Source organism: Methylobacterium aquaticum (assembly GCF_016804325.1).
GTDB lineage: Bacteria > Pseudomonadota > Alphaproteobacteria > Rhizobiales > Beijerinckiaceae > Methylobacterium > Methylobacterium aquaticum_C.
The window spans coordinates 6,810,844-6,823,837 of record NZ_CP043627.1 but is presented as its reverse complement, the minus strand read 5'-3'; the positions used below and the strand labels follow the sequence as shown (position 1 = coordinate 6,823,837).

Sequence of the window (12,994 nt, the reverse complement as noted above, 5' to 3'; positions counted from 1 at the left end):
GAACGCCGTGCGCATGGATGCCGCCGACCTGACGTCATGTTCCGATGTCTTCCTGCGTACGATCGAAGACTACGGCCTCGTTGGAGGGTGGTCGTGGACGTTCGCGTCGGATGAGCAGCGCTGGTCACCGGGTTTCTTCCGGCTCCTCGGCCTGGACCCCTCCGTCGTCACCGCCAGCTACGACCTCTTCGTCCGACTTCTGCATCCCGACGACCGGGCGAGACTGGCGAGCCCGTCGGCGGTCGTGCAGGGCCTCGCCTCGCCGAGCGCGACCGTCCGGCTGATCCGGCCGAGCGGGGAGCTGCGCGTCCTGTCGCTCCTCTGCGAATCGCGGTTCTCGCCCGAGGGCCGGCCCCTGTCCGTGAGCGGTGTCGCCCTCGACGTGACCGACCGCGAGCGGCTGCGCCAGGCGCAGGCCGCCGAGCAGCGCCGCCGCCAAGCACTCTATCTGACCTCCTACACGGCGACGTATTCCCTCGACCTCGACCTCGTGCATCACTTCCCCGCCGAGGTGGCGCAGGCGCACGGGCTGTCCCTGGAGGAGATCCAGGTCGATCCGTTCCTGATGCTCGTGCCGGAGGATCGCGGACCTTTTCGCGATCGGGGCTGGGAGATGTACGACCGCCACATGCGCTTCCAGGGCATGCCGCGCGAGCGTCTGGCCAATGGGGAGGTGGTCAGATTCCGCCTCGTCGGCGTTCCGGTGTGGAGCGCGGCCGGCGAGTATCGCGGCTGGACCGGCATGAAGTATCCGGTGCACGAATCCGGCGCGCCCGCGGGCCGCGCCGACACCCCCGAGGATGCCACCATGCGGCGGGCCCTCGAACAGGCGGTGCGGGGCCATCACCTGCGGGCGGCCCGCGGGCTGCTCGACTGGTCGATGGCGACGCTCGCGCAAGCCGGCGGCCTGTCGCTCTCGACCGTGCGGCGCCTCGAGGACAACATCGAGGCTCAAGGCGCCCGCTCGCGCCACAAGGCCGTGACCGCGCTGCGCCAGGCGGGGATCCGCTTCATCGCGATGGATGACGGCGCGATCGCGGTGGCCAGACTCTGACGGCGACGGCGCGACCGGCGCGCCCTCGACCAGACGGGTCGGGCGGATCACCTGAGAGCCTGTTTGAGCAGCGTAATTTGACAAAAACTGAGAAAAATCAGGAGATATCCTACCCTTCCACCTCATCCTGAGGTGTTGGCGATCAGAGATCGCACGCGATCGCAGATCGACTGACCTCGCAGGAGGGCTCCAGAAGCCTCGGCGATCCCCGGAGCCCTCCTTCGAGGCTCAGCGATCTTCGATCGCCCGCACCTCAGGATGAGGTTAGCGGGTAGGATGATCCCGTCTGCCTCAAATATTGGGTAGAAATCCTGCTCAAACAGGCTCTGAGGTCGGCGCGGGGCCTGCTCGACTGGTCGCGCGGGACGCTCGCCCAAGCTGGCGGCCTGTCGCTCTCGACGATGCGGCGCCGCGGGGGAGGATGAGGATGACCAAGGCCCCCGTTCGCGTCACAACGCCGTCGGTGCCCTGCGCCGGGCCGGGATCCGCTTCATCACGATGGATCGCGGCACGCTGGCCGTACCCAGAACGTGGGAAAGCGGCGCGGGCGGGGTCTCCCCGCCCGCGCCGTGGCAAAGCTTCCGCGAGCCTGGTCTCAGCGGGCGCGGTTGGCCGGGCTCGTCGCCGCGGCATTGCCGCCGCTGTGGCTCGGCAGGTCGTCGGTGCGGGCGGCCGCGCCCGGCGCCACCGGCGCCATCGGCGTCACGGTGCCGGTGGTGGCGGGCAGGTCGCGGGCCGGCATGCCCTTCTCGGCGTTGCTCTTCACGCTGGCCGGATTGTTCAGGTTGTTCTCGGCCGAGCCGGGAACGCCGGTCTGGGCCAGGGCGGCGCCGGTGAGGGCGAACGTGGCGGCGAGGGCGAGGATCGTCGTACGCATGGGGTGTCGTGTCTCCGAGGTATCGTGGGGCCTCAACGCGCGACCCACCGGCCAAGGTCCCGATTTTCCACAGGCGGTCCGGCTTGCCCTCGCAAAGGCATGTTCCTATTTTGTTCTTACCGAGACGGCGGGCAAGGACGGAGCACCAGGCGATGCAGCAGGCACCCGAGCGCGATGACGACCCGGCCGAGACCGCACGCATCGAGCAGGCGGCCTGGGTCGCCGCGATGATCGAGGCGGAGCACGAGCGCGCCCTCGACGCCTGGCTCGCCCGCGAGGCAGGATTCTGAGGAGCCTGCCTCCGACTGGCGGGACGCTTTGCGCATTTCGGCGACAAATGGCGCACTGAATTTCCGCAGACTTTGGCCTTGCGTCTCGTCTCCGGCACAGTATCGTTTGCCTACGAACGAGTTTGCATTCCGGTCGCCGAAGTCGCGCCGGGATCGGCCGGAGGTTCGCGCCATGTCGACCCGCGACGAGACGTTTCGTCCCCTGTCCCGCCGCACCGTCCTGGGTGGGCTCGCAGCCGCCCCGCTCGGGCTCGCGGCGTCCCGGGCCGTCGCGCAGGGACAGCCAGGATCGGGGCCGATCCGGATCGGCGAGCTGAATTCCTACGGCCGCATGGCCGCCTTCGCGGTGCCCTACCGCAATGCCATGCAGCTCGCGCAGGATGCCGTCAACAAGGCCGGCGGCATCAAGTCGCTCGGCGGCCGCCCGATCGAGATCGTGTTCCGCGACGACGGCTCGACCCCGGGCGACGCGACCCGGGTCGCCGAGGAGTTGCTGACCCGCGAGAACGTCGCCTTCCTGTGCGGCACGTTCCTGTCCAATGTCGGCCTCGCGGTGGCGGATTTCGCCAACCAGCGCAAGGCGCTGTTCCTCGCCACCGAGCCCCTGACCGACGCGCTCACCATGGGCAGCGGCAACCGCTACACCTTCCGGGTGCGGCCCAACACCTACATGCAGACCCGCATGCTGGTGGAGGCGGTGAAGGACAGCGGCGTCAAGCGCTGGGCGATCGTGGCGCCGAACTACGAATACGGCCAGTCGGCCGCCGCCAACTTCAAGAAGCTGATGGCCGCCGCGGTGCCGGGCTTCGAGGTGGTGGGCGAGCAGTTCCCGGCGCTCGGCAAGGTCGATGCCGGCGCCACCGTCGGCGCCCTGTCGCAGATGAAGGCCGACGGGCTGTTCAACGTGCTGTTCGGCGCCGACCTCACCGCCTTCGTGCGCGAGGGCAACACCCGCGGGCTGTTCGAGAAGCGCAAGGTCGCGAGCCTGCTCACCGGCGAGCCGGAATACATGATCCCGCTCGGCGACGAGACGCCGGAGGGCTGGGTCACCACCGGCTATCCCTGGGAGACGATCGACACCAACGGCCACAAGGAATTCGTGGCCGCCTACCGGGCCCGGTTCAACGACACGCCGCGGCTGGGCTCGCTGCTCGGCTACGTCGTCGTCGGCATGATCCGCGACATGCTGGAGAAGGCCGGCTCGACCGAGACCGAGGCGATGATCGGAGCGCTGGAAGGCCTGACCTCCCAGACCATAGCCGGCCCGGTGACGATGCGGGCGCTCGACCACCAGTCGACGCTCGGCGCCTGGATCGGCGAGACGGCCCTGAACGGCCGCCAGGGCACGATGAAGAAGGTCCGCTACGCCGACGGGGCGAACTACATGTTCCCCGAGGCCGAGGTGAAGGCGGCCCGCAAGGCCTGATCTCCCGAGACGCGCCGGAGCGCAAGGCCATGGACCCGTCCTTCCTCGTCATCCAGGCACTCTCGGGCTTTGCCAGCGCGTCGTCGCTGTTCATCATCGCCTCCGGGCTGACGATCGTGTTCGGCGTCACCCGGATCGTGAACTTCGCCCACGGCTCGTTCTACATGCTGGGGGCCTATCTCGCGGTCACGCTCGTGCCGCGGCTCCTCGACCTGTCCTATTCTCCCGCCGCGTTCTTCCTCGGGGTGCTGCTCTCGGCCCTCCTCGTCGGGCTGATCGGCGTCGCGGTCGAGGTACTGCTGCTCCGCCGCATCTACCGGGTGCCGGAGCTGTTCCAGCTGCTCGCCACCTTCGGCGTCGTGCTGATCGTCGAGGACCTGGTCCTCAAGATCTGGGGCCCGGTCGACATCGCCGGCCCCCGCGCGCCCTCGCTCCGCCACGGCGTCGAGATCTTGGGGCAACGCTTCCCGGCCTACGAACTGGTGCTGATCGCCGTCGGCCCGCTGGTGCTGGGCCTGCTCTGGCTCCTCATGCACCGCACCCGCTTCGGGGTGCTGATCCGGGCCGCGACCCAGGACCGCGAGATGGTCGGCGCGCTCGGCGTCAACCAGGCCCGCCTCTTCACCCTGACGCTGTTTCTCGGCGCCAGCCTCGCGGGATTGGGCGGCGCGCTCCAGATCCCGCGCATCCCCGCCAACGCCCATATGGACCTCTCGGTCATCACCGACGCCTTCGTGGTCACGGTGATCGGCGGGATGGGCTCGGTGCCGGGCGCCTTCGTGGCGGCGCTGATCATCGGCCAGCTCCAGGCCTTCGGCATCCTGATCTTCCCGAAGGTGACGCTGGTGCTGGTCTTCGCCCTGATGGCGGTGGTGCTGGTGGTCAAGCCCTGGGGCCTGTTCGGTCGGCCCGAGGCGGCGTCAGGCCGGGTGATGCCGCCGGAGGGCATCCCGGGTTTGCGCCGCTTCCGCCCGGCCGAAACCGCGCTCGCGGGGCTCGCGGTCCTCGCCCTGCTGTCGGTGCCGCTCGTCGGCGACGCCTACAAGGTCAAGGTCGCGACCGAGATCCTGATCTTCGCGCTCGCCGCCTTCTCGCTGCAATTCCTGGTCGGGGTCGGCGGCCTCGTCTCGTTCGGGCACGCGGCCTATTTCGGCCTCGGCGCCTACGCCGCCGGGCTGCTCGTCACCGGTCCGTTCAAGGCGCCGATGGAGCTGGCCCTCGTCGCGGCGCCGCTTGCCGCCGGCATCGGCGCGGCCCTGTTCGGCTTCTTCATCGTGCGGCTGTCGGGCATCTACCTCGCCATGCTGACGCTCGCCTTCGGGCAGATCGTCTACGCGGTCTGCTTCCAGTGGATCGAGGTGACGGGGGGCGACAACGGCGTGGTCGGCGTCTGGCCGTCGTCCTGGGCGGCGGGCCGCACCACCTACTTCTACCTCGTCGCCGCCCTGTCGCTCACCGCGATCGTCCTGTTGCGGCGGGTGATCTACGCGCCCTTCGGCTACACCTTGCGGGCGGCGCGCGATTCCGCCACCCGCGCCGAGGCAATCGGGCTCGATGTCCGCACCCATCGCTGGCTCGCCTTCACGCTGGCGGGTGCTGCGGCCGGGCTCGCCGGGGGGCTCTACGCCTTCATGAAGGGCTCGATCGACCCGACGCTGACCGGCATCCCGCTCTCGATCGACTTCCTGGTGATGGTGCTGGTCGGCGGCATCCAGACCGTGATGGGACCGCTCGTCGGCGCCGCCTTCTTCCACGCGCTGAAGGACGCGGTGATGCCGCTGACCGAGTTCTGGCGCCTGCTGTTGGGCGTCGCCATCATCGCGACCGTGCTGGCCTTCCCGCGCGGGCTCGCCGGCGCCGCCGAGGCCCTGCGCGGCCGCAAGGTCGCGCCCAAACCGGTGGAGGCCTCGGCATGACGCTCCTCGTCGTCGAGGGCCTGACCAAGCGCTTCGGAGGCGTGGCCGCCGCCAAGGACGTGTCGTTCACGCTCGAAGCCGGCGAGATGCTGGCGATCATCGGTCCGAACGGCGCCGGCAAGTCGACCACCTTCAACATGGTGGGCGGGCAGCTGAAGCCCGATTCCGGCACCATCACCCTCGACGGCCGCTCGATCGCCGGGCTGCCGGCCCGGGCGATCTGGAAGGCGGGGGTCGGGCGCACCTTCCAGGTCGCCCAGACCTTCGTGTCGATGACGGTGGCCGAGAACGTCCAGATGGCTTTGCTCTCGCATCACGGCCGCTCGCGCGGCCTGTTCCGAGACGCGAGCGCGCTCTACCGCGACGAGGCGTTGTCCCTGCTCGCCGGGGTCGGGATGCGGGCCGATGCCGAGCGGCCGGTCTCGGAACTCGCCTATGGCGACGTGAAACGGGTGGAGCTGGCGGTGGCACTGGCCTCGCACCCGAAGCTTCTCCTGATGGACGAGCCGACCGCCGGCATGGCGCCGCGGGAGCGGTCGAGCCTCATGGCGCTCACCGCCGAGGTGGCGCGGACGCGCGGCATCGGGGTCCTGTACACCGAGCACGACATGGAGGCGGTCTTCGCCCATGCCGACCGGGTGCTGGTGCTGGTGCGCGGCGAGATCATCGCCGCCGGCACGCCCGAGGAGATCCGGGCCAACCCGCGGGTCAAGCAGGTCTATCTCGGCGAGGCCGGCACCGAGGCGGCGATGCGCGCGCGCCGGAAGGCGGTGGCATGAAGGCTCTTCTCGACGTCTCTGGCCTCACGGCGTCCTACGGCCGGGCCCAGGTGCTGTTCGGCGTGACCTTGCGCCTGCGCCCCGGCGAGGTCGTGGCCCTGATGGGCCGCAACGGCGCCGGCAAGTCGACGACGCTCAAGGCGATCATGGGCGTGCTGCCGCCGACCGGCGGCACGGTGTGGTTCGAGGGCCAGGCGGTCACCGGCTGGGAGCCGTTCCGCGTCGCCCGCCGCGGCCTCGGCTACGTGCCGGAGGAGCGGCGCATCTTCACCGACCTCACGGTGATGGAGAACCTGGAGGTCGGCCGCAAGGTGCCGGCCGATGGCCGCACCGCCTGGACGCCCGAGAAGCTGTTCTCGATCTTCCCGAACCTCGCCGAGATGCGCGGGCGCCGCGCCGCCGCGATGTCGGGCGGCGAGCAGCAGATGCTCACCATCGCCCGCACCCTGATGGGCAATCCCCACGCGGTCCTGCTCGACGAGCCGTCGGAGGGTCTGGCCCCGGTCATCGTCGAGCAGATGGCGGATGCCGTGCTCCGGATGAAGCGCGAGGGCATCGCGGTTCTGCTCTCGGAACAGAACCTGAGCTTCGCCGGCGCGGTGTCGGACCGGGCCTACGTGATCGAGAAGGGCGCGATCCATTTCGAGGGGACGATGGCGGCGCTCGAGGCGGACGAGGCGGTGCGGGAGGCGTACCTGACGGTGTGAGGAGCGAGAAGCCCGAGTATGGCGCGGGTTTTCCCCTCCCCCTTGTGGGGAGGGGCCAGGGGTGGGGGTGGTGCCGAATGGACCTCAGCGGTGCCTTCTGCACCACCCCCACCTCCAGCTCCTCCCCACAGGGGGGAGGAGAGGCGTTCTGATTTCAAAGCGTAGAGCGTCGAAACGGCGCCAGCCCCCCATCGGCCCCCAACGAACCCGTTCGTAGACGAATGATCGAGGTGTGACGTGAGACGCGTGGCAGGCATCGATGTCGGCGGCACCTTCACCGACCTTCTCCTGACGGAGGTGGATCCCTCCGGCGTGCGCGTGCGCCTCGCCAAGGTGCCGACGACGATCCGCAACCAGGCCGAGGGCGTGCTGGCGGCGATTTCCGCCGCCGAGGTGGCGCCGAGCGCCCTCGACCTCGTCATCCACGGCACCACCGCCACCACCAACGCGGTGCTGGAGCGCAAGACCGCCAAGGTCGGGCTCATCACGACGGAAGGCTTTCGCGACGTGCTCGAACTCGGGCGCCGCACCCGGCCGAAACCCTACGGCCTGTTCGGCACCTTCGAGCCGCTGATCCCCGCGAGTGGCGCCGCGAGGTGCCGGAGCGCGTCATGGCCGACGGCGCCGTGCGCACGCCGCTGGATGAAGGAGCGGTGGCCGACGCCGTGCGCGCCCTGCTGGCGGAGGGCTGCGAGGCCCTGGTGATCCATTTCCTGCACGCCTACGCCAACCCGGACCACGAGCTGCGCGCCGGCGCCATCGCCCGGGCGATCTGGCCGAATTCCTACATCACGCTGGGCCACGCCCTGCTGTCGGAATTCCGCGAATACGAGCGCGGCACCACCGCCTCGGTGAACGCCGCGGTGCAGCCGATCCTCGACCGCTACATCCGCCGCCTCCAGGACGACCTGCGGTCGAAGGGCTTCGCCCGCGACCTCTTGGTGATGAACGGGAACGGCGGCACCGTGCCGGCGGGCCTCGTGGTCGAGGCTGCGGCCAAGACCGTGATGTCGGGCCCGGCCTCGGGCGTGATGGCGGCCGCCGCCACCCTCGCCCAGTCGGGGCTCACGAACGCCATCACGTACGACATGGGCGGCACCTCGACCGACGTGGCGCTGATCGCCGGCGGCGTGCCGGAGGTCTCGGCGGAACTCACCATCGATTACGGGTTGCCGATCCACCTGCCGATGGTCGACGTCCACACGGTCGGGGCCGGCGGCGGCTCGATCGCCTCCGTCAACCGGGCCGGGATGCTGCAGGTCGGTCCCGAGAGCGCCGGCTCCGAGCCGGGCCCGATCGGCTACGGCCGCGGCGGCACGCGGCCGACCATCACCGACGCCAACCTGGTCCTCGGCCGCCTCGATCCGGCCCGGCTCACCGCGGTCCGGGCCGGCGTCTCGCTCGACGCGATCCGCGAGGCCTTCGCCCGCGACCTCGCCGGGCCGCTGGGCATGAGCGTCGAGGCGGCGGCGGAGGCGGTAATCCGGCTCGGCAACGTCCATATGAGCGGAGCGATCCGCATGGTGTCGTTGTCGCGCGGCTACGACCCGCGCGACTTCGTGCTCTTCGCCTTCGGCGGCGCCGGGCCGCTCCACGCCGTGGCGCTCGCCCGCGAGCTCGGCATCCCGGAGGTGCTGGTGCCGGCCCGGCCCGGCCTCACCAACGCGCTCGGCTGCCTCGTCGCCGATCTGCGCCAGGACCGGGTGCGCACGCTCAACCGGCCGCTGGACGGGCTCGACATGGCGGATCTGCGCAGCGTGCTCGAGGAGCAGGCGGCGGATGCCCTGGCGATGGTGGCCGAGGAGCAGGCCGAGATCGAGGAGACCACGGTCACCTACGGGGCCGACATGCAGTTCCGCGGCCAGACCCACCTGATCCGCGTCGCCCTGCCCTCTCCGGACATCGACCGCGCGACGCTCCAGGAGCTGTTCGAGGCGGCGTATTTCCGCCGCTTCCAGGTCCGGCTGCCGGAGATCCGGGCGGTGGTCGTCAACCTCGTGACCTCGGTGATCGGGCGGCGAAAACCCTTCCCGCTCGCCGCCCTCCTCGACGCCGCGACCCGCACCGATCTGGACGGCGCCCGCCTCGGCACGCGGCCGGTCTATGCCGGCGGCGCCTGGCACGAGGCGGCGATCTACAGCCGCGAGGCCCTGCCGCTCGGCGCTGAGATCGCCGGGCCGGCCGTCATCCAGCAGATCGACGCCACGACCGTGATCGAGCCCGGCGCCGTGGCCCGGGTCGATGCCATCGGCAACCTGAGGATTCGCGCAGGAGTACCCTCGGCATGAGCACGCTCGACGCCCTCACTCTGGCGGTGATCCAGGCCGGCTTGCAGCAGGTCTGCAACGAGATGGACATCGCCTTCTCGCGTTCGGCCTTCTCGCCGGTCATCGCCGAGGCCGACGACCGCTCGGACGGGATCTACGACCGCGACACCGGCGCGTTGATCTCGCAAGGCGAATACGGCCTGCCGGTCTTCGTCGGCACGATGCAGTATTCGACCGGCGAATTGATCCGGCTGATCCGCGAGGGAAGGGTCGGGGCGCCGGAGCCCGGCGACATCTACATCGTCAACGACCCCTATCTCGGCGGCACGCACCTGATGGACGTGCGGTTCGTCAAGCCGGTCTTCGTCGAGGATAAGCTCTTCTGCTGGCTCCAGAATACCGGCCACTGGCCGGACATCGGCGGCATGGTGCCGGGCGGCTTCTCGGCCCACGCGACGGAGGTCGAGCAGGAGGGATTGCGCCTGCCTCCGGTCAAGCTGTTCAAGCGCGGCACGATGGACCAGGAAATTTTTTCCATCATCGCGTCCAACATCCGCGTCGCCGACCAGCGCATCGGCGACATCAAGGCACAGGCCGCGGCCCTGATGGTCGGCGAGAGCCGGCTGACGGATCTCCTGGCAAAGTACGGCCCCGAGACCCTGGACGCCGCGATCAGGGAGATCCGCGCCCGCTCGGCCGAGCGGATGCGGGCCGAGATCCGCCAGATCCCGGACGGCACCTATGCCTCGGAAGCCTTCGTCGATTCCGACGGCGTGGTGAACGAGCCCCTGCGCATCGCGCTGACGATGACCAAGGCCGGCGATCACCTCACCTTCGATTTTTCCGGCTCGTCCCCGCCCTGCCGCGGCCCGATGAACTCGGTGGTGGCGACGACCTATTCCTCGGTCTACCTCGCGGTGAAGCACGTCTTCCCCGACGTGCCGATCAATGCCGGCACCTTCGAGCCGCTGACCATCCACCGGCCGGAGGGCACCTTCCTCGATGCGCGCTATCCTAAGCCCGTCTCCGGCTGCGCGGCGGAGGTGAGCCAGCGCATTGCGGAAGCCGTGTTCCTGGCGCTCGTCCAGGCGATCCCCGACAAGGTGACGGCGGCGCCCGCCGGCACCTCGGGCAACTTCGCGCTCGGCGGCTTCGATCCGGCGAAGAACGCGCCTTACGTGATGTACCAGATCACCGGCGGCGGCTATGGCGGCAACGTTGCCCATGACGGGCTGTCCAACGGCTGCTCGACCATCGGCATCTCGAAGACCGCCCCGGTCGAGGTGATGGAGCAGTATTATCCGGTGCTGTTCCGCCGCTTCGCCTTGCGCGAGGGATCGGGCGGAGCGGGCGCCCATCGCGGCGGCTTCGGCGTGCATTACGAGGTGGAGCTGTTGCGCGGCGAGGCCCGGGCCTCCTTCGTGATGGATCACGGCCGCTTCGGGCCGCCGGGGGTGCTCGGCGGGGGTGACGGCGCGCCGAACGTCGTGCGCATTCACCGCGACGGGGAGACGATCATCCCGCCCCACCTGTCGAAGGACCAGAACATCGCCATCAAAGCCGGCGACCGGGTCGAGGTGATGACCCCGGGCGGCGGCGGCTACGGTGTCCCTGCGACCCGCGACCCCGCCCTCGTCGCCCGCGACCGGCGCCGGGGCTATTACCGGGCGGACGAATCCGACACGGTGTGGGGAGCCGATCATGAGCGCCGACAGCCTCTCGACGGAAGCCCGCTCCAAGAAATTCGGCGCACAGGAGGCCGACGGCATCGTGCGGTGCGATGCCTGCCCTGTCCTGTGCCGCATCCGGCCCGGCCGCTCCGGCGCCTGCTCGCGCTACGCCAACGCGGACGGCCACCTGGTCCGCACCGATCCGGTCGTGCTGCTGCACGATGCGGCGGAAGCCGGCCAGAAGCTGGTGCCGTTCGGCGCGGCGGAATGGGATGGGCGGGTGCTCGATCCCTCGCGCACCTTCGTCACCGGCATCGGCGCCGGCACCACCTATCCCGACTACAAGCCCGCGCCCTTCATCGTGGCGAGCGAGCACGAAGGGGTCGAGACCGTCACGGTCGTGACCGAGGGCATCTTCAGCTATTGCGGCGTGAAGGTGAAGATCGACACCGACCGCCATCTCGGCCCCGAACGCGCCGCCATCCGGGTGAACGGCGAGGAGGTCGGCCACGTCACCACCGCCGAATACGGCTCGCAGATGCTGTCGGTCGGCGGCGTGCGCCACCTCACCGGCGGCTCGAAGAAGGAGGGCACCGTCACCTGCGACACGCTGCTCCGCCTCTGCTCCGGCGATCCGGTCACGATGACGATCGACGGCGGCCACGAGGTCGTGGTCCAGGCCGGCCGGGCGCCGATCGTCGACGGGGTGCCGGAGCAGCGCATGCGCGTCGGCTGCGGCTCGGCGACGGTCGGCATCTTCGCGCGGCAATGGCTGGGACATGCCGACGAGGTGATCGTCGTCGACGACCACATCACCGGCGTGCTCACCGAGCACCAGGCCGGCAAGGTGCTGGGGATGCGCCCGGCCGGCATCCGGGTGAAGGGACGGCGCTCGACGCCCGGGCGCTACTTCCAGGTCGCCAATCCCGGCATCGGCTGGGGCGGCACCGACATCGCCGACCCCCTCGGCATCATCCAGGCGATCGACCCGGCCACCGCCTGGCCGGGCCTGCGCCTCCTGATGACCTCGACCACCGGCGAGCACGCCCTCTGGCTGGTCCTCGACGAGAATCTGAAGCCCGTCCCCGCCGAGATGCCGGCCCCGGTGCGCCAGGTCGTCGATCGCATCGGCGAGAATTGCGAGCCCTCGCTCTGCACGGTGCTGTTCATGGCAGGGGCCGGCGGCTCCCTGCGGGCCGGGGTGACCGAGAACCCGGTGCTGCTCACCCGCTCGGTCGCGTCGGGAGACACCCGAGTGACGATGGGCGGCGCGCCGGTCACGGTCTGGCCCGGCGGCGGCATCACGGTGATGGCCGACGTGACCCGGCTGCCGAAGAACGCCTTCGGCTCGGTGCCGACCCCGGCGATCGTCGCACCGATCGAGTTCACCCTGCCGCGCGACCTCTATGCCCGCCTCGGAGGGCATGACGGCGACGTGGTGGCGATGACGGATATCCTGCGCGAGGTCGGACCGGCCGCCCGGATCGACGGCTGGAATCCCGATCACCCCTGGCCGGCCGGGAAGGTCGCATGAGCGCCCCCCAGGCGAGCGCCGCCCCCTTGCCCGATCCGGAGATCGACGCCGAGGCGATCCGCGGTTACCGGGTCGAGGAGCAGATCGGCTACCTGATCCGCCGGGCGCACCAGCGCGCCTCGGCGATCTTCGAGACGGTGATGCGGGACTTTTCCGTCACGCCGGTGCAATACGCCGTGATGTGCAAGCTGCACGATCTCGGGCCGACCTCGCAGAACCAGGTCGGGCGCCTCGTCGGCGTCGATCCGGCGACGATGTTCGGCGTCGCCCGCCGCCTCACCACCCGCGGCCTGGTGCGGCCGACCTCCGACACCTCCGATGCCCGGCTGGTGCTGCTGACGCTGACCGCGGAGGGGATCGGGGTGATCGAGGCGATGAAGAGCCGCGGCACCGAGGTGACCGCCCGCACCCTCGCGCCGCTCTCGCCCGCGGAAGCGGCCGAGCTGACCCACCTGCTCGCCCGGCTCGGCTGAG

General features: G+C 70.3%; 9 protein-coding genes and 2 pseudogenes. 10 read left to right on the top strand and 1 reads right to left on the bottom strand.

Annotation, left to right across the window (positions count from 1 at the left end):
* Positions 1-13 precede the first annotated feature (13 nt).
* Complete coding sequence (locus F1D61_RS31570) at positions 14-1,054, top strand: PAS domain-containing protein (RefSeq protein ID WP_203155842.1); 1,041 nt, start codon at positions 14-16, stop codon at positions 1,052-1,054.
* 595 nt (positions 1,055-1,649) lie between these two features.
* On the opposite strand, the gene F1D61_RS31565 is transcribed toward F1D61_RS31570, so the two are convergent.
* The gene (locus F1D61_RS31565) at positions 1,650-1,931 is read right to left on the bottom strand and encodes a hypothetical protein (RefSeq protein WP_203155841.1); all 282 of its coding nucleotides are present in this window, start codon (positions 1,929-1,931) and stop codon (positions 1,650-1,652) included.
* A gap of 152 nt (positions 1,932-2,083) precedes the next feature.
* Here F1D61_RS31565 and F1D61_RS31560 point away from each other — a divergent pair, with 152 nt between their 5' ends.
* The 9 genes and pseudogenes from F1D61_RS31560 to F1D61_RS31520 all read left to right on the top strand — a co-directional run bounded on the left by F1D61_RS31560 (position 2,084) and on the right by F1D61_RS31520 (position 12,993).
* The gene (locus F1D61_RS31560; protein WP_203155840.1) at positions 2,084-2,221 is read left to right on the top strand and encodes a hypothetical protein; all 138 of its coding nucleotides are present in this window, start codon (positions 2,084-2,086) and stop codon (positions 2,219-2,221) included.
* A 172-nt stretch (positions 2,222-2,393) separates the two neighbouring features.
* Positions 2,394-3,647, top strand: a complete 1,254-nt coding sequence (locus tag F1D61_RS31555) for an ABC transporter substrate-binding protein (protein WP_203155839.1) — start codon at positions 2,394-2,396, stop codon at positions 3,645-3,647.
* Between the two features lie 29 nt (positions 3,648-3,676).
* On the top strand, positions 3,677-5,563 hold the full coding sequence (locus F1D61_RS31550; protein WP_203155838.1) for an ABC transporter permease: 1,887 nt from the start codon (positions 3,677-3,679) through the stop codon (positions 5,561-5,563).
* A complete protein-coding gene (locus F1D61_RS31545) occupies positions 5,560-6,342 on the top strand; it encodes an ABC transporter ATP-binding protein (RefSeq protein ID WP_203155837.1) in 783 nt (260 codons plus the stop codon). The genes F1D61_RS31550 and F1D61_RS31545 overlap by 4 nt, the downstream gene beginning before the upstream one ends.
* Entirely contained in the window at positions 6,339-7,049 is a 711-nt protein-coding gene (locus tag F1D61_RS31540) for an ABC transporter ATP-binding protein (RefSeq protein WP_203155836.1), read from the top strand. The genes F1D61_RS31545 and F1D61_RS31540 overlap by 4 nt, the downstream gene beginning before the upstream one ends.
* A 237-nt stretch (positions 7,050-7,286) precedes the next feature.
* Positions 7,287-9,337, top strand: a pseudogene (locus F1D61_RS34900) (hydantoinase/oxoprolinase family protein).
* Positions 9,334-11,010: pseudogene (locus F1D61_RS31530) on the top strand (hydantoinase B/oxoprolinase family protein); the annotation flags it as partial. The pseudogenes F1D61_RS34900 and F1D61_RS31530, both read left to right, overlap by 4 nt.
* 7 nt (positions 11,011-11,017) lie before the next feature.
* The gene (locus F1D61_RS31525) at positions 11,018-12,520 is read left to right on the top strand and encodes a 6-hydroxynicotinate reductase (protein ID WP_203155835.1); all 1,503 of its coding nucleotides are present in this window, start codon (positions 11,018-11,020) and stop codon (positions 12,518-12,520) included.
* Complete coding sequence (locus tag F1D61_RS31520; RefSeq protein ID WP_203155834.1) at positions 12,517-12,993, top strand: MarR family winged helix-turn-helix transcriptional regulator; 477 nt, start codon at positions 12,517-12,519, stop codon at positions 12,991-12,993. The genes F1D61_RS31525 and F1D61_RS31520 overlap by 4 nt, the downstream gene beginning before the upstream one ends.
* Position 12,994: the final 1 nt, after the last annotated feature.